The following is an 18,345-nucleotide window of genomic DNA, read 5'->3' as shown; positions in this document are numbered from 1 at the left end:
ATCTCCTTTTATATTTCATAATAATTGACTTTCATCTATATACGCATTATTTAGCTATAGGTTTATATCTGGATTTTTATTAATGCACATATACATTATACCTAAAAACGATAATACTAAATATTATAAGGTTATACATAGGATGCCGGTATCTGGTAGAATTAAAAGGTGAAAATATGGATATAGCAACAAAACTTAGATACAAGGTTATTAACCTGAACCATTTCAGACGATGTATGATGAGCAGAATACACTATCAGCTTTCTTCATACTGGAAAAAAGAGGAAAATATCCCTGCTTTCAACATGAAACCGGTAAAAGCTTCCAGCTTAACAATGTGATCAACCTTCGTGAAAAACGAACTGTCATCTCTTAATAAAAGGCTGACGGAATCTAATATTTGTAAGGTCTGAAGTCTATGTGGGTGCAAAGCACCCCAAATCCTCCACAAACTCCATTTTATTTTTTATAGTTCATCGAACTCTATGCTCACTCTCTCTGACTTCTTAGCCAGATTCTTTGAAAGCATACCGGTTTCCATCCTGCATACATGAAGAACCCCTGCCGGTACAAGGCATATAGGTGTGCACTGGATTTCTTTTGCTTTGTCAATAACAAAATTATCTTTAATGTCCATGGTTTCCATCATGGGGATTTCCATGTGTGACATTTTCTTGATCTTCTCACAGGGTGTGTCAATATCTATGATAATAGTACTTCCATCAAGTTCCCCTGTAATCTTGTGGGTAAACCCACATATTGCTGAATTCACCCTAACAGTTGTCGTCATTTTCAATCACGTATTCAGTCGTCATTGAATTCGATACTAACTCTTTCGGATTGTTTTGCCAGTGTTTTTGAAAGCATACCCAATTCCATCTTGCATACATGAAGTACTCCCGCAGGCACGATGCATGTTGTGCAGCAGACATCTTTTGCCTGGTCCATGACATAATTTTCCTTTATGTTCATAGTTTCCTTTTTTGGTATCTCCATATGTGAGATCTTAGCGACCTTGCTGCAGTTAGTATCAATATCTGTGATGACGGTCTTCCCCTCAAGTTGTCCGGTTATTTTGTGCTGAAAACCACAAATTGCTGAATTTACTTTTACTTCCGATGCCATGGTATGTTCTCCTTTTGATCTCCATAAAACGTCTATAATTATAGTTTCATTGCATGTTGGTGTTTTTAAAAGTTTGCGTCTAAATTAAAAAACATCTGTTTTTCAGCAGTTCTGTCCGATAGCTGCTGTAATTCATAAAAAAAGAATATGTTAAAATAAAACTATTTCAGTATGATATGTTTATCTGTTCACTTATCTTCGTCACCGGAACAACTGCAACAGACATTTCCTTTTAATATCTCTTTCCAGTCTCCTATAACATCATGTGTCCAGCAATCATCGGCACCAGCTGCTTCCCTCATGGTAAGTGCAAAAATGTATGAGAGATCTTTTACTGTGGCTCCTGCCTCCAATGCACCTTTAAAATGTTTCAAAACACATGGTTTTGACCTGGCCTTGATGGAAAGAGCAAAGCATAGGTATTGATATGTTTTCTCATCTATAGGTCTTTTTTCGGCATAGAGTTTGTCTATTTCATCAAGTTTCTCGGTAAATTCGGGAAAGAACTCTTCAAGCATCCTCATAATTATATCTCCGCTGTTTTTTCCAAGTTAACACTGTTAATCCGGTATTTATCAATTTGATTCAATACCAGATAATTCAAAATATGTTGAAATACATATTTAAATCTAATTATTGCTTTTCACTTTGTCAGAAGATTTGGATAAGACTCTGGTTTCAAACCTGAATCCTAAAGTATTTCCCGAATATTTTGGGACTTTTTTCCATTACAGCAATATACGCACCAAGCAGGATGAATACGCAGCCTATAATGGTGTTTGCAAGTAAGGGTGTATGCAGGATGGTAAAATCAAAAAATATGCCGCTGACAGGTTCCAGCAAAGCCAGGATACTTCCCTTCTGTGCTTCTATCTGTGAAATACCACTAACATACAGAAGTGCGGCCATGGCCGTATTAACAATTCCGAAGATTATTAACAGATTCAGGTTAGCTGCAAAAACAGGTTTTGGAACATCACCTGCAAATGGCAAAAGCAGAACGACACCTATCAGGGTATACCAGAATAGCTGGGCAACGCTTGAGTAATCATCCTTGATATAGCGGATAGTTACAATTTCGCTGCCAAATGAAAAACCGGAAAGAACTCCTGCAGCTATACCTATTATGTACCGGTTGCCCGTTGTGAATCCGGTACTTATGCCAGATATATCAACAATGAACAAAAGTCCGATAAATGACATTACCAGTGCCATTATACCTTTACGTGTTATCTTTTCCTTAAGTATGGGTGGTGAGAGCAGGGTAACATACATTGGTGCCGTGTAAAGCATGAGTATTGCAACTGAGAAACTGGTGTATTTTATGCATACAAAATATGTGAAAAGAGTAGTAGTATTAATAAACCCAAGCAACAACAAGTATCGTTTCTTCTTCCGTGGTATTATCTGGGATAACTTCCCCGTGAGTATTATAAATACCAGCAGTGAAAGCACACCAAAGAGCTGTTTGTAGAATATCATTGATCCGGTAGGTACATCTTGCAGATAATCAACAAAGACTCCTAAAAGTCCGAACATAACGGAACCGGTAACAAGCTCAATGTATGGTTTTTTTGATGCCGGGTTCATAGATGGGAAATGGTGATATGGATTATATATGATTTGGTGGATGGCAGAATGAGCATAACTTTTAATATTTCAAACCCTAGATTTAGATGGGGTTAATATATGTCAACATTTGTTCACATTGATGTACCAACGGATAATCTTGAACGTGCAAAGAAATTCTATTCCGACCTTTTTGACTGGGAATTTGAAAAACCCTTTCCCGAAATGGATTACTATCTCTTCAAAACGACTGGTCTTAATGGAGAAGAAGGCATCAGAGGTGGGATGGGTCTTCGGGGAGAACCTGAGCAAAGAATTACCGGCTACATCGGAGTTCCGTCTATTAAAGAGTATGCAGACAAAGTAGAAAACACCGGAGGCAAAGTTTTGAATCAAATGCCAGTGCCTGGATGGGGTTATCTTGCCATCTGTCTTGATACGGAAGGAAATATGTTTGGTCTGTGGGAAGATAACAGTGAAGCAAAATAATAACCATTATTTACGGACTGTATGAGCGTATGTTGGTTGTGCGAAGAAAATAATACTAATTGTCCTGGTTGCATGTTTTAGTCATGCTTATGTCAGGCCTTGTTTTAGGATGTGTGGTCAATTTCATTTTTATGTTTTTAGACGTTACCTTTACATATCAGACTTACAGTTAAACTAGCCATTAGAAATGTGTATATACAAAACTCTCTTATCACAGTAGTTTATTCCTATAAGCAGACACGTACCGCATAAAAAACATAAATTCTAATAAAGGAGGCTTAATGCTAGATATAGATCCGACACATATCCTTGTTAGATACAATGTAAAACTCGAGAGCGAGTTATCCTCTGATGAGGTAGCAAGAGAATTATTCCCTTCTGACGAACTGCTAAGTAATATAGTTGAAGCAGTTTTTGAGGGTGATGAAGATGAAGTCATTATTACTCTCAAAGAAGCAGTAAAAGCCGGGAAAGACCCTATATCCCTTATAGACGATGCTCTGATGGTAGGAATGGATATCGTATCCCGGCTATATGATGATGGTCTTCTTTACCTTCCTGATGTTATAATTTCATCTCATGCTATGACTGATGGGATCGAATATTGTAAACAGATATCTGGAAAGACACATGAATGTAAAGGTACGGTTGTGTCTTATGTTGTTGAAGGAGATATCCATGACATCGGTAAAAAGATATTGACCGTGTTTTTAAGATCCAATGGATATGATGTCATAGACCTTGGAAGCGATGTCCCGATAGATGAAGTTATACATGCTGTGCTGAAACACAGACCCATTATGCTCACTGGCACTTCCCTGATGACAACAACCATGTATTCATTTATGGAAGTTAACAGCCGCTTACTTGAAAACGATATAGGAATACCATTTGTATGTGGTGGTGGGGCTGTAACTCAGGATTTTGTAATGAACTATGAACTTGGCATATATTGCGAAGATGCTGCAATAGTTCCAAAAATTGCGGATATGATACTAAAAGACAAAAGCATAGAGGAATTAAGGGAACAATTTCATGTACATTGAAGCTATTAGTACAGCAAAATGAAATATAATAGGTGGCCCACATCCAAAAACATATCCCTCTTGTGTAGATTGGATTGAAGGAAGTATAAAATTTAGATGAGAGCCAAATAATAATCTGCATCTTCCATGTATTTAATATGTTCTTTTATGCCAGAAAATATTAAAGACACGAATACTTCCTTTTGATTCTAAATGGATATGTCTGTATGTTATTTGCCTATGATATATAATTTTTTTACAAACAAAAATAATGCCGTAAGGATACAATATCATTAAAATGGGGGTCATATTATCAGTTCTGAAATTCTCATGGAAATCAAATACCCCTCTAGCCTGAGTGACGCAGAACTTGCCGGTATTGGTCCTGTTTTTTCATTCCTCTGGACTAATGAAAACAAGAGATCAGTAATATCAGTTTCAGATAACATCTCTCTTTTGGATTATTCACCCGAAGATTTTAGCTCAGGTAAAATAGAATACTCAGATATTGTCTATTTACAGGATCTTAAAAAATTAGACGAAGATTTTGCTCAATTCAGGAAGGACGAAAACGTATCGTATTTTACAACAGGATACAGGATACTGTCCAGGGATGGTCGGTCATGTAAGGTAATTGAAAAGACCTTTGAAGTCTTACAGGATGGGAGCAGTCTTCTTCATGGACTTATATTTGCAACGGGGAGCCTGGAGCCAGAATATAGTGCTGTATTTTCTTCCGAAAAAGAAAATACTTGTTGCCAGAATATATTTGATACCATACAGAATCCTCTTTTAATACTTGACAATACATTCCATGTTCTCTCTGCTAACAGGTATTTTTACGAACTCTTCAATTTAGGTCCCGAAAAAACGGAAGGAAGACTTTTTTTTGACCTTTACGGACGAAATTGGGACCGACCTCTACTGAAATCATTCCTCGATAGATTGTTGACGGAGAATATTTTCTTTGACAATCTGGAGCTGGAATGCAATGTAGAGAGCCTTGGCAGCAGAACAATGTATCTTAGTGCAAGACCATTTGAGATTGGGGTTGGTAATGAGTTACGTATCCTTCTTTCAATAGAAGATATCACTATTCAGAGAATCGCCGAAACGGAGCTTAAGGCATCTGAGGAAAAATATTCCACGCTCATTGAGAAAGGAAATGATGGTATACTTGTTATTCAGGATGGGATTCTTAGTTTTGCCAACTCTAAATTCTCTCAGATGACGGGTATCAAAAAAACGGATATTGCAGGTCAGGATATGCTATCATGTGTTCCTATGGAATATCATCGCATGATCACCAAGCGCTTAAAAAAAGTTCTTAAAGATAAGAGTGGTCTCAGAAGAAATGATGAAGTGGAGTTCCTTAAAAAAGATGGTGAATTGTTCCCTGCTGAGATAAGTCTCTCATATATACTACACGAACAGCGGCCTTCCGTAATGATGGCTATCAGGGATATATCGGAAAGAAAGCGTGCTGAAGCTGAGCTAAAAGCATCTGAAGAGAAGTATTCCACACTTGTAGAGAAGGGAAACGATGGTATAATTATCCTTCAGGATGATGCATTCAAATTTATCAATTCAAAGTTTTCGGAATTAATTGGTTATTCAAGGGAAGAATTATATGAAAGGGCTTTCATGGACAATTTACCAGTTGATTATCAGCGGATGATCAGCAAACGAATTAAGAAAGTCCTGAAAGACAGTCGAAGCATCCGCCGAAACAATGAAGTGGAGTTCCTTAAAAAAGATGGTGAATTGTTCCCTGCTGAAATCAGTCTGTCTTTCATTATGCATGAAGGAAAACCTTCTGTGATGATGGCTGTCAGGGATATCTCTGAGAGAAAACTCGCTGAGGCTGAGCTAAAAGCTTCCGAGAAGAAGTATTCCACGCTTGTTGAAGAAGGAAATGATGGCATCATAGTTGTGCAGGATAATATTCTTGTGTTTGCAAACATGAAGTTCTGTGAAATAACCGGTTTTTCCAGGACTGAAATACTATACAGGCAATTTGAAGACTTTTTAGTGTTGGAATACAAGCGTCTTGTTATGAACAAGTTTAAGAGGAGTCTTGAAAAGAACCGCAAGGTAACCCTGAAATATGAGATCGAGTTGGTTTCAAAGACCGGTAAAAGTACTCCTGCAGAAATAAATTCATCTATAATAGACCATGAAGGCAGGCCTGCTATAATGGCTATTATCAGAGATACTACTGATCAGAAGGAAAAGGAAAAGGAACTCCTTGATCTGATCGAGGTTCAGAAGGTTCTGGAAACAGTTATCAAAAGCAGTCCTGCAGTAGTGTTTTTCTGGAAACCCTTTGAGGACTGGAGAGTAGAGTTCGTTTCAGAGAATATATCCCAGTTTGGGTATGAAGCGGGTGCACTCATGTCCGGTAAGGTACTTTATGGTGACATTGTTCATCCATCTGATATGGAAAGGCTCACAATGGAATATGATCTCTTTTCAGGAGAGGATCACCTGTCCTTTGAGTATCGTATACTCACAAAGGCCGGCGAGGTCAGATGGGTGGATGAAAGATCCGTTATTAAACGTGATGCTGAAGGCAATGTTCAGTATATTCAGGGTATTATTGTGGATATAACTGAACGTAAAAATGTAAAGAACTTCATGCAAATAGGTTCCGATATGGGTATGCTTTTCAGTCCTCTTGGTGATGTTGGTGATATGTTCTCCCAGCTTGTGGAGTTCACGACCCAGATGGACAATCTGGATAGTGGTGCACTTTATCTGGTTGATGACACAAGCGGTGATATGAACATGGTGGCTCATTCAGGCCTTTCCTCTGAGTTTGTCAAGAGTACAAGGCATTATGGGGGTAAATCCATTCATGCCCGCCTTTTTAAAATCGAATATCCTTTGTATACGCGGTATTATGAACTGACTTCTATGATTCCGGGGGATAAGTTAAGCTATGAAGGTCTTGAAGCTACTGCCCTGATACCTATCAGGTATGGCATGGAGCTTGTGGCTATATTGATGCTTGCATCACATAGTACCTATTCAGTTCCATTTGAAGTTCGTGATTCCCTGGAAACTCTCGCATCCCAGATGGGGCCTGTTATAGGCCGTATGCGTGAACAGGCAGATGTACAGAGAAACATCCGGAATTTACAGATTATTTTTGAATCCATGGAAGATCTGGTATTTATGATGGATAATGATGGTTGTATCCTTTACGCAAACCCTTACGCATGTAAGCGACTTGCTTATTCTGAAAAGGAACTTATAGGTATGAATTTACTGAATCTTTACCCACAGAAGAAATTCCTGGAAGCAGCATCTGAGCTGAAGGATATTCTTGGCGGTAAGGCGCATGTATGCAAGATTCCATTCGAATCCTCAGTTCAGGAGATGATAAATGTTGAAATGCGTTGCTCAAAGGGGCAACTGAATGGAAACCCAACAACGATATGTGTCTCCAGAGAAAATAAGTGATTTTCTTCTTTTTGGTTAACATATCCTATTTTTCGATTTATTTTTCAGTAATGCATATATAAAGATTCAATATAAACTATATTGAAATGTAATTCTATATTCTTTAATAATTTGCCTCTAAACTACGATTTTGTTTATTACAGTTTGAAAATCATGCTATATGCTTGTAAAAAGCAACATGGTGTGCTATTTAAAGATTGTGGTTTATTTGATTGTGATTTATTTGTGCATAATTAAATACTCAAAATTCCAACATCAATAGACTTATTTTTTTTCTAAATAAAGAATCATATATACTCAACAATAGATTATTTTTAATACCATTAATTTAATTAAAAGTAGCATTTATTATATATAAACATATGCCTATATTTTGTAGCTGCTGAATTATACAAAAATTATAATATCTTAAAATCATTATCAATAAAGCATTATTTTTTTATTATATATATACATATATTAATTCCTGATAGTAATGTTTATATATACGTATAAGCCATAGACAAGGTTTATATACTATAAAAAAAGTGCATATTTTGAGGTTCAATAGAACCTTTTTGTGTAGATTGGATTGAGCTTGACCCAAGCTCAATAAACTAAACTATCCAAATTGAAGGAGGTATAGAATGTTAATAGTAGACAAAGAAGGTATCCTTATCAGATACAACGTTAAAATGGAAAAATCAATGACCCCTGAAGAGGCGGCAGCAGAACTCTATCCAAAAGATGAGTTATACAAGCCTATCGCAGAAGCGATCTTCGAGGGCGAAGAGGATGATGTAATTGAAGGTCTTGAGGCAGCTATCGCAGCAGGCAAGGACCCAATCGCACTCATCGACGATATACTTATGGTCGGTATGAAAATAGTAACAGACCTGTATGACCAGGGTGTCATTTTCCTTCCAAACGTAATGATGTCAGCAGATGCAATGCTCGAAGGTATCGAGTTCTGTAAATCAGAATCTGGCGCAAGCCCAGTAACAAAAGGCAAGATCGTTGTCCACGTTGCTGAAGGTGACGTACACGACATCGGAAAGTCAATTGTTGCAGCACTCCTCAGAGCAGCTGGATATGAAGTAGTTGACCTTGGCCGTGACTGCCCAGTCGATGAAGTTATCGAAGCTGTAAAGAAAGAGAAGCCAATGATGCTCACAGGAACAGCACTCATGACAACCACAATGTACGCATTCAAGGAAGTCAACGACCGTCTTGTTGAAGGTGGACTCAGCCTTCCATTCCAGTGCGGTGGCGGAGCTGTAAACCAGGATTTCGTTGGAACATACTCACTTGGAGTATATGGTGAAGAGGCAGCAGATGCACCGAAGATGGCAGACGCTATCCTTGCAGGCGCAGACATTGCAGCACTTAGAACAAGATTCCACACCCACTAAGGTGATCAAAAATGGCAATTAACAGATTTACAACAATGGCTTATTCCGAAGCTGACGAAATGGTCTTCGGTAACGCAAAGAAACCTGTGAAAGCAGGACTTGACCTTGAAATCGGCGCAGGTTACACAACCGCAGAAGTAAACTACGCACCAAGGCCAGAAGCAGGTGAGACTCAGGAGAAACTCGTAAACGAGTACCAGAGAATCACAAAAGACATCATGGCAAGAATGGTCCAGGTCGGTTTCCCATCCGTAGTACTTGAGACTGAGCATGTCCAGCAGATGACCAACAACCCAGCATGGGGAGCAGCTGTTGCACACGCACAGAAGACCATCATGGAAGAGTACAACGAAGAGTACGGCATCAAATGCGCACTCAGACACACTCCTGGTGACATCAGAGAAGACAAGGAATTCTTAGGTCTTAGAGGCGACAAGATGACTGTAGTCATGGAGTCCTTCGACCAGGTCGCAGAGAGCGGCGCAGACCTTCTGTCCATTGAATCAATGGGTGGAAAGGAAATCTTCGACTACGCAGTACTCAGGAACGACGTTCCAGGTATGCTCTACGCAATCGGCTGCCTCGGTAGCATGGACATGGGTTACCTCTGGCAGGAAATCGCAAAGGTAGCACAGCAGAAAGGCGTAACCGCTGCTGGTGACACAGACTGTGCACAGGCAAACACTGCAATGTTCATTGCAGGTGGTCTCCTTGACAAGAACCTTGCACACACCCTTGCAATCGTCGCAAGAGCAATCTCCGCTCCAAGATCACTCACTGCATACGAAGCAGGCGCAGTAGGTCCAGGAAAAGACTGTGGATACGAGAACATCATCGTAAAAGCAATCTCCGGTATGCCAATGTCCTTTGAAGGTAAGACTTCAACCTGTGCACACTCAGATGTCATGGGTAACCTTATCATGCAGTGCTGTGACCTCTGGTCAAACGAGTCCGTTGAATACCACGCAGAATTCGGTGGTACAACAGTACAGTGCTGGTCTGAGTCCCTCAACTACGACTGTGCTCTTATGAACACAGCTCTTAAGTCAGGAAACGAGAAGATTCTCAGAGACCTCCTCATGGCTTCCGACAGATTCAGAGACCCACAATCCTACATCCTTGCATACGACAACGCATACAAGGTTGGAGAAGCAATCGTAAAGGACGGAGAAGACATATTCCTCCGTGCAAAGAACGCTGGAATGGAATGCTGCAACATCCTCAATGGCTCCGAAGGTCTCGACATGACAAAGTTCGAGCTCGGTGCACTTGCAAAGGCAACCGCAGAATTCGAGGCACTCACATCAGAGTCCGAGACATTCATGAGCGACTGTATGGAGAAATACTCCGCAGAAGTACCAGTATTCAAGCCAGAGAACTACGGGCTCTAAATGTAGTATCAAGAAGTTTTCTTTGGAAAATTTCACGAAATGGGGGATGTTTGCTATTAGCAATCACATCCCCATTTCACAATTTAAATATCCCTTTCATAATTATCAATTCACACTTAACTCCACAATTAAATTCATAGGCTTTACAGATACAACAGGTCACAACGCCATCAATTCTACCTCCAACTCCACAACCTTCACTATTATGGCATGTGCATTTTTTTCATATCTGTAAAGCCTTTGATATCCTTCCATCAAAATTCACTTTTCTTATTTCTTGAAAGTATTGTTAATTGTTGTTTTTTCATTTTTATGAGCTATAATTCTTTTTTAGTCTTGCAATATTGAAATTTATGGAAGTTTCTTCTAAAACAATGAGGTGTCTATTGCTTTACAATCAAGAAAAGATGCATATTAAATGGTTAAATCAGTACGGATTCAATAATCTCTGGGTTGAAAATATGAGTACACTCTTATGATAAGTCCAAATAAAAAAGAGAAACATGACAGGAATATTAAGCTTCCTGCCATCCCATTTCTGATAATGTATCTACATCACTGTATTTTACTTTAAGGTTATACTGGCACATGCCATCATTTAAACTTACAGAAGTGAAATCTGATACTTCTATTTCATAGACAGTGCTGAAATATGTAATTACCAGTTCTTCCTCAGTTGGCTCTTTCAGGAAATTTATATCTCCTTCTGTGTACCAGAGTTGCCATGGTGCCTCATTACAATTCATTTGTTCGGATTGCATTTCCACAACTGTATCCAGCATAATCTGGTTAATTTCATCCCATGTTCCATCAATAGCAGCTGATATGACCTCTCCATTTTCTAATGTAATTTCTATGGAATGATTGGTGATGGTCTGTTTGGTCATATTTTTTGATCTGTCACCATAGCCACTATGGCTGCTGACAAAAGAATATGTTAGAATCTGTTCTTCAGGATAATATTTACTGGCCTGGAAGTCCTGTAATTCAAGCGCAGAGCCGTCAAAGCTGTATGTTGGTGCATTTATTATCCATTCTTCAGCTATTGTTCTAGCTTTGTCCTCAGGTATGGTCATAGCATAGCGTTTTAATTCAATTAGTTTTTCATCTATTTCCCTGAGATAATTTGGCATGTATTCCTGGGAATATGGATTAATTTTCACTGTTTTGGTCACTCCATCCTGGGTCACGGATATTTCAACAGTTCCTGTATCAGCAACAATTGGCTGGCCTTCAAGTGGTCCATAAAAACCACTCATCTTCATAAAATCATTGTTCTCGAAAAGTGCAAGCAAATCACTACGCATCTCTTCATCAATGGATCGTACATATCTGGATGTGAGCTCATTTTCATAGTTGTAGTAACTGAGCGTAACATCTGTGGAATTGATTTCCAGTTCCTGTACTGCCATTTCCTGCAAGGTAAAAGCACCGTATGAAAGATGAGTGATGACAGCATCATTAGAGATCTTAGTTGTAACATTTTGTTCTTCTGCACATCCTGTACATAGAATAACGAGTGATAGCAGCAAAATAATTAGTTTTTTCTTCATGTATTTTCTCCCCATTTATTAAAGTTCAGTGTATTTCTATTTTTGACATTACTCTGGAACTATTAGCATATTAATGGTTGTCAATTTATTAAATAATTGCTTTAGCTTCAAGCTGGCTCGTAGTAATCATCAAGAAACTGGTATTTATTATTTTTCAAATAAATTTCTGAAAAAGTAGATTGAAATTCAAGCTCAGCGTTTTATTTCCGGAGCCTATTCGGTCTTTCCTTATTTACTATTTTTTGAATACGCATCTGGAAATAAAATCGTATCATCGAGATAGAAGTTTTTCAATAAGCTTTGCAAGTTAATGAGCATATCCTGTCTGTTTAATGTGAATAATTTATGGCAGATAATTTCTAAATTAAAGTTTAAGAAATATATGGACCAAAAACACTTTTATCGATAAGTATAATGTTTATTCATGGTCGCATCAGCAATATTTGAAATATTTGATGGTTTGCCCAGGCAGGGTCCGGGTAGCAATAAATGTACCGAAAAAGCTTTCAGCATGCTTTCGCACCTCCCTGCAAATATAAAAATTCTGGATATTGGCTGCGGTTCAGGAATGCAGACCATTCATCTTGCAGGGATTTGTGATAATTGCCATATCACTGCGGTTGATGTTTACCAGCCATACCTTGACAGCCTTATGGAAAAAGCAGCATACGAAGGGGTTGCTGACAGGATATCCACTGTATGTGTCTCTATGGATTATTTGCCATTTAGGGATAATGAATTCGATATAATCTGGTCCGAAGGTGCTATTTTTGTCATGGGTTTTGAAAAAGGACTGTCGTATTGGAAACAGTTCCTGAAAAAAGGTGGTTTCATGGTACTTACAGAAACATCCTGGTTCACAGACTGTCCTTCAGAGGAAGTCTTTCAGTTCTGGAATAAATGTTATCCTGATATAGCGGTAATTGCTCAAAATGAAAAAAGAATAGAATCTGCTGGCTACACTATTATTGACAGGTTCAAGATACCGGCATCCGCATGGTGGGATGATTACTATAATCCTCTGGGGAAAAGACTTGATCAAATCGAAGACAAGTTCAAAGGCAACTCTGAGGCTGAATCTATAATTGAGTTTGTCAAAAAGGAAATGGATATTTTCAGTCAGTATTCAGATGAATACGGTTATGTTTTCTTTGTGCTTCAGAAACAATAAATAAATCAGACCAGGACAGATACATTTCCGTCTTCAATCTGTGTCTCAAAAACCTCGACTTTTGGGTCATCCATGTCTATATATTCACCGGTGTCTACATTATCCCCGGTGCGAATGTCAAATCCCCAGTTGTGGCAGGCACATTTGAGTACATAATCTTCCAGAGTCCCGTTCTTAAGAGGGCACCCCTGGTGTGGGCACTCGTTTAGGAGTGCATATATTTCACTATTCTTCTTTATCAGAGCAATTTGTTTATTCCCTGTTTTGATAACTTTTATTTTCTCTTCTTTCAGATCTTCTTCCTTGATGGCAAATATCCACTCTGGCATAGTTTACCTCCACTGCTAATTCAATGCTCATATAAAAGGTATGAAGATTTTGATTACAGCATTTGACTGTACTCCCATAAAATGAACTGCTCTTAAAATATAAATATTTGGCGTAAAAACGAACCCCAAACTAGATAAGTTAACAAAAAAACTTATTATGGAATGTGTCGTTATCATTCTTGACGTTGTATTGACTCATAAAGACTATAAGTTGAAGTTAAAAATGCTACTAACTAAAACAAATAATGAAAACTTTTCTTTGGATGTATTGCGTCTGTGGTTTTCACGGATTATTCTTTATATTCTTTTGTTTCTGTTCAGTTTTGGAGTATTTCACCACATAATTCTGGTATTTGGGCCTTCCAGTTATGATATGACGAGTGCGCGCTATATGATAAGTGCCTTGATACAGAGTGAAGCGGCTATATTGGCCATAATTGTCACAATGAGTCTTGTGGCAGTCGAACTGGCTTCGGGTTCTTACTCTGTGAGAATGATTGATCTTCTCAAAGTATATAATCCGGATTTCTGGATTCTCATGGTCATTTATATTGCATCCATGATCTATTCTTTGTTTGTTTTAAAATCCATAACTGATAAGAGTACAGTTCAAATGCAACTCAGGATATCATTTGCATTCCATTTTGGAGTCTACTCTTTACTGGTATTGTTCCCATACCTGTTCAGGACACTTAACATGCTCAAGCCGTCAACATTGCTCAATATTCAGGCAATGAAACTGAATGCAAAGAACATCACAACAGCTATCGGCTCAGATGCCGATAGAATTCAGGAAAATGATCCTATACAACCTATTGTCGATATAATCAGTAGTTCACTATTAAAGCACGATTTTGAAACAACAAGGAACGGCCTGAATATTATAGGCATGCGTGCCAAAGAGATATTCATGAACAGTGACCTTGAAATCACAGAACAAAAAATAATTGCAAACTATATTTTTTCCCGTCTGGCAAGGTTTGGAAAGTTCACTTTAAACCATGGTGATGAGGATGCCACATTTATTGTGATCAGGAACCTTGAGGTCCTATGGAAGGAGCTGGAAAAGAATGATCCTGGTAATTCTGTATTGCAGGCATCATCATCCCTTGAACAGATTGGTATAGTTGCATCAGACATGCATCAGCGAGATGTATTGTCCACTGTTATCAACCATCTTTTTGATATTGGTCACAAGGCTCTGGATAAAGGTTATGACAGGGAAACTTTAAAGGTTATTGATTCTCTGGCTTCGATTGGCTTTTCATGTATTGATAAACGGACAGACTCATGGATCGTGGAAGATATAGTTCAAGGTATCGGTAAACTTGGTATAAAAGCATCAAAAAGTGGCCAGGCATCATCAGCTTCTCAGGCGCCAGCTTCTATGAATGCTTTAAAGGTTTCGCTGGAACTCGTAGATACTCCTGAGTATCGGCGACTTTATAGGAAGGCTGAGAAAACATCACAATCTATTCATCAGAAATAATATCATTTCACCTATTATCACCGACAAGCTTAATTCCCTTGGTGTCATTACCAAAGCACTGCTCTTTTTTGTTTTGTTTTACCAAAACAATTTGGAACATTTATTTTAAAACAGGGCCAAATTGGAAACAGATTTAGATGATGTGACTTCATCCTATGTTTTAATTGATGGCCACATAATCACAGGAACTATTAATATGGAATTATCAACTTTCAAAGACCTTCAACTATCTGCAAATATAGAAAAAGCAATCAAGGAGCTTGGTTTTGAAGAACCGACTCCTATACAGGCCCAGTCAATCCCTCATATTCTTGAAGGCAGGGATGTTATAGGCCAGGCCCAGACCGGTACGGGTAAGACCGCTTCTTTTGGAATCCCTGCTCTGGAAATGGTAGCACCTAACAGTAAAAAGACTCAGGTACTTGTTCTTTGTCCTACAAGAGAACTGGCGAACCAAGTAGCAGATGAATTGAGCAAACTGGGAAAATACACGGGTGCTCATATACTGCCTGTGTATGGCGGTCAAAATATCGATAGGCAGATCAAGGCTCTCAGAAGAGGTGTTCAGATCGTGATAGGAACTCCTGGAAGGGTAATGGATCACATCGAGCGCAGGACATTGAACCTTAGTAGCGTGTCAATGGTCGTCCTTGATGAAGCTGATGAAATGCTTGATATGGGATTCAGAGAAGACATTGAATCAATTCTCAGCAGTGTTCCTGCTGAAAGGCAAACTATCCTCTTCTCAGCTACAATGCCAGCACCAATAATGAAACTGGCCAAAAGGTTCCAGCAAAATCCAGTGCATGTCAAGACTATTCATAAAGTAGTTACTGCACCTAACATGGAGCAATCCTATTTTGAAGTAAAACATCATATGAAACCGGATGTTCTTTGCAGAATGATCGATATTTATGATGTGAAATCATCTCTTGTGTTTTGTAATACCAAGAGAATGGTGGATGAACTTGTTAGCATCCTTAAAACCAGGGGTTTTCTTGCAGATGCTATTCATGGTGATCTGAAGCAGACCCAGAGGGAGAAGGTAATGGCAAGTTTCAGGAACGGAGAAATTGAAACTCTTGTTGCGACTGATGTAGCAGCCCGTGGCATTGATGTTGAGAATATAGAAGTTGTATTTAACTATGATATGCCACAGGATGAGGAATCCTATGTTCACAGGATCGGGAGGACCGGCCGTGCGGGAAGATCAGGAATAGCATTTACTTTTGTGACTCCAAAAGAGATATACAAGATCAAGAGCATCCAAAAATACACCAAGACAAAGATAAAGAATCAGAAGGTTCCAACCAGAGGCGATGCTGAGGATTTCAAAGCCAATATGCTTGCAAAGAAAGTAAAGGAAACTATTGATGAAGGTCATCTTGGCAAATATATGCACTGGGTGGAGAAGATGTCAGATGAGGATTATTCATCGATGGATATTGCTGCTGGCCTTGTCAAGATAATGCTTTCTGGCAAGAAATAATTATTAGAGTACAGGAAATGATTTGCCGGACTTGATTCCGGTACATTCCTGCATTATACGATTCATATTATATAGTTTGAGCATATCTACTAAAAGTGGTATTAATCGTCCATATGTGCTGTAAAAATTTAATTTTTTCAGTAACAGGATATGATCAAATTTCGTTTTATTCAAAGTGGGTTCTTAATGTTGCAAAAATTTGCAAACAACACTTTTAATTACTATCCTTGTTTTGAATAAAACAGAAATAAAACAATCACACACTATGAGGTATTAATCTGGCTAATTATAGAAGTAATAAAAGAAAAAGTAATGCGATGGGTGGAAATCCTGAAGGTGAAGTTGTTAGAGTAAGGGTTCCACGCAAAGAAAATGGTGAAGTCCTGGCAACTGTTTCCAGTTTGCTTGGAGCAAACAGGGTAAGGTTGCAGTGTATGGATGGAATTGTCCGCATGGGCAGGATCCCAGGTTCAAAGAAGAAGAGAATGTGGGTACGTGAGGGTGATGTTGTCATCGCAACTCCATGGGAAATTCAGGATTCAAAGGCCGATGTTATATGGAAATATACCCGACCACAGGTCAACTGGCTGGATAAAAAAGGTTTCCTTGACTAAGATGAATTGTATTATTCATCTGGAATCTACTAAGGTGAATAATAGAATACATCCTTTCTATTCTTTCCCTAAATGCACTTTTTATTATGGGCACTAATCCCAATATTCACCCTGAGTTAATCTATGGACTACATCATACTTACCGTGCGCAAAATTAGTTCTGTTCAAACATCTGATTGAACGCCTTTCATCTTTTCGAATGCATCTTTTTCTATGATGCTCGAATCCAACCATAGCATTTTTACATCCGTGAATTATGATGGTATTAGTCATATTTGACGATTATATTTTTAATATATAAACGTTCGTTTATGTACGAACGGATTATGGAGGGGAACTTTACATCTTTTGTGATGGGCGATATTCCTCTACTCACATGTTATCCAAAATGTTACTACTTTTGATATAGGAAGGATAATGAATAGATTCATCTAAAAAGAATAAACATTATGGACAAATATTTCTGATGCTCTTTCAATTTGCTTGGAGCATCTGCGTATTACTGCAGTTTCAAAAACTTGATTATGACCTTACCACTTGAACAAGATATCTGCGGAAAAATAAATATCCATCGTCAGCAACTCCGAACATCCGCATTAACTTCGCTAGACGTCCTGAGATTTACCGCTAAATGCTCCGAGGAATCATTAACATCAAATGCAATTACGATGGCGGCAAAATTGAAGGAAATAAGATCATCATTCCTGAAGGTAAGAAACTGTTCTATAAACTACATGGATTAGGTCATATCACAAATCCATTTAGTAGGGAATTGAAGCAAGGAGACCAATGGCATAAGAGGTTATGGGATGATATTCTCAAAGTTCACTTTCATCCTGAAGAGTTACCTGATGTATTGGAGAAATATGAAAACTATGCAGTAATCTCCAACCTTGCAGTATCAACAGGAACTATTCTTAGATGGTTCAAGAAAATGAATGACGGGAAGCCATTTGACAAACAAATCAAACCGTTCAACTTTATGCTTGTTGGTAATGGTACAACAGTTAATGAAAATGGGGAGAAAGTCAAACCTATTGCTCCTGACAACAATAATCCACAGGTTGCCGTTGAGAATCCTTTCATAGATAAAAATACAGGAGACATACTTCAGGGAAGGGAGTATTGGAAGCCACTAAGTGACGTTTTCCTTGAGTACATAGATCATCCAGAAGCCAAATTTGAAGGTGATGTTGGAATTCTACAAAGAAGGCATCTGAAGCCTAAAGGATGTGTCTATATCGG

16 protein-coding genes and 1 pseudogene are annotated in these 18,345 nt (G+C 38.5%); 11 read left to right on the top strand and 6 right to left on the bottom strand.

The features are described from left to right. Positions 1-176: 176 nt before the first annotated feature. Positions 177-341 carry a hypothetical protein gene (locus QZZ23_RS14130; RefSeq protein WP_292471411.1) on the top strand — a complete coding sequence of 55 codons (165 nt, stop codon included), beginning with the start codon at positions 177-179 and terminating at the stop codon, positions 339-341. A gap of 125 nt (positions 342-466) precedes the next feature. Here QZZ23_RS14130 and QZZ23_RS14125 read toward each other — a convergent pair whose 3' ends face one another. The 4 genes from QZZ23_RS14125 to QZZ23_RS14110 form a co-directional block, all read right to left on the bottom strand. Continuing rightward, positions 467-790, bottom strand: a complete 324-nt coding sequence (locus QZZ23_RS14125) for a hypothetical protein (RefSeq protein WP_292471409.1) — start codon at positions 788-790, stop codon at positions 467-469. 14 nt (positions 791-804) lie between these two features. Beyond that, complete coding sequence (locus QZZ23_RS14120; RefSeq protein ID WP_292471407.1) at positions 805-1,125, bottom strand: hypothetical protein; 321 nt, start codon at positions 1,123-1,125, stop codon at positions 805-807. Positions 1,126-1,313: 188 nt separating this feature from the next. Next, positions 1,314-1,649, bottom strand: a complete 336-nt coding sequence (locus QZZ23_RS14115) for a carboxymuconolactone decarboxylase family protein (RefSeq protein WP_292471405.1) — start codon at positions 1,647-1,649, stop codon at positions 1,314-1,316. A 154-nt stretch (positions 1,650-1,803) separates the two neighbouring features. Beyond that, positions 1,804-2,715, bottom strand: coding sequence for a DMT family transporter (locus QZZ23_RS14110; protein WP_292471403.1), 912 nt, complete (start codon positions 2,713-2,715; stop codon positions 1,804-1,806). Positions 2,716-2,814: 99 nt separating this feature from the next. On the opposite strand from QZZ23_RS14110, the gene QZZ23_RS14105 reads away from it, so the two are divergent. The 5 genes from QZZ23_RS14105 (at position 2,815) to mtaB (ending at position 10,455) form a co-directional block, all read left to right on the top strand. Continuing rightward, the gene (locus QZZ23_RS14105; RefSeq protein WP_292471401.1) at positions 2,815-3,183 is read left to right on the top strand and encodes a VOC family protein; all 369 of its coding nucleotides are present in this window, start codon (positions 2,815-2,817) and stop codon (positions 3,181-3,183) included. Positions 3,184-3,464: 281 nt separating this feature from the next. Next, entirely contained in the window at positions 3,465-4,229 is a 765-nt protein-coding gene (gene mtaC, locus QZZ23_RS14100; protein ID WP_292471399.1) for a methanol--corrinoid protein MtaC, read from the top strand. 309 nt (positions 4,230-4,538) lie between these two features. Next, entirely contained in the window at positions 4,539-7,673 is a 3,135-nt protein-coding gene (locus QZZ23_RS14095; protein ID WP_292471397.1) for a PAS domain S-box protein, read from the top strand. A gap of 626 nt (positions 7,674-8,299) precedes the next feature. Continuing rightward, positions 8,300-9,064 (top strand): methanol--corrinoid protein MtaC, encoded by a 765-nt coding sequence (mtaC, locus tag QZZ23_RS14090; RefSeq protein WP_292471395.1) that lies wholly within the window; start codon positions 8,300-8,302, stop codon positions 9,062-9,064. An 11-nt stretch (positions 9,065-9,075) separates the two neighbouring features. Further along, on the top strand, positions 9,076-10,455 hold the full coding sequence (gene mtaB, locus QZZ23_RS14085) for a methanol--corrinoid protein co-methyltransferase MtaB (protein ID WP_292471393.1): 1,380 nt from the start codon (positions 9,076-9,078) through the stop codon (positions 10,453-10,455). 515 nt (positions 10,456-10,970) lie between these two features. Here mtaB and QZZ23_RS14080 read toward each other — a convergent pair. Continuing rightward, positions 10,971-12,008, bottom strand: a complete 1,038-nt coding sequence (locus QZZ23_RS14080) for a hypothetical protein (RefSeq protein ID WP_292471391.1) — start codon at positions 12,006-12,008, stop codon at positions 10,971-10,973. A 424-nt stretch (positions 12,009-12,432) separates the two neighbouring features. Between QZZ23_RS14080 and QZZ23_RS14075 the strand changes: the two genes are divergently transcribed. Beyond that, the gene (locus QZZ23_RS14075) at positions 12,433-13,179 is read left to right on the top strand and encodes a class I SAM-dependent methyltransferase (protein ID WP_292471389.1); all 747 of its coding nucleotides are present in this window, start codon (positions 12,433-12,435) and stop codon (positions 13,177-13,179) included. A gap of 5 nt (positions 13,180-13,184) precedes the next feature. On the opposite strand, the gene QZZ23_RS14070 is transcribed toward QZZ23_RS14075, so the two are convergent. Further along, positions 13,185-13,508 (bottom strand): Rieske (2Fe-2S) protein, encoded by a 324-nt coding sequence (locus QZZ23_RS14070; RefSeq protein ID WP_292471387.1) that lies wholly within the window; start codon positions 13,506-13,508, stop codon positions 13,185-13,187. Positions 13,509-13,665: 157 nt separating this feature from the next. Here QZZ23_RS14070 and QZZ23_RS14065 point away from each other — a divergent pair, with 157 nt between their 5' ends. The 4 genes and pseudogenes from QZZ23_RS14065 to QZZ23_RS14050 form a co-directional block, all read left to right on the top strand. Then, positions 13,666-14,997, top strand: a complete 1,332-nt coding sequence (locus tag QZZ23_RS14065; RefSeq protein ID WP_366931367.1) for a DUF2254 family protein — start codon at positions 13,666-13,668, stop codon at positions 14,995-14,997. 121 nt (positions 14,998-15,118) lie between these two features. Beyond that, positions 15,119-16,486, top strand: a complete 1,368-nt coding sequence (locus QZZ23_RS14060) for a DEAD/DEAH box helicase (protein WP_292471383.1) — start codon at positions 15,119-15,121, stop codon at positions 16,484-16,486. Positions 16,487-16,764: 278 nt separating this feature from the next. Beyond that, positions 16,765-17,100 (top strand): translation initiation factor eIF-1A, encoded by a 336-nt coding sequence (gene eif1A, locus QZZ23_RS14055; RefSeq protein ID WP_292471457.1) that lies wholly within the window; start codon positions 16,765-16,767, stop codon positions 17,098-17,100. 631 nt (positions 17,101-17,731) lie between these two features. Next, positions 17,732-18,345 (top strand): annotated as a pseudogene (locus QZZ23_RS14050) (hypothetical protein); the annotation flags it as partial.

Source organism: Methanolobus sp. (assembly GCF_016278385.1).
In the GTDB taxonomy this organism is placed as follows: Archaea; Halobacteriota; Methanosarcinia; order Methanosarcinales; family Methanosarcinaceae; genus Methanolobus.
The sequence above is the reverse complement of the archived record's forward strand: the minus strand, read 5'-3'. Positions and strand labels throughout refer to the sequence as shown.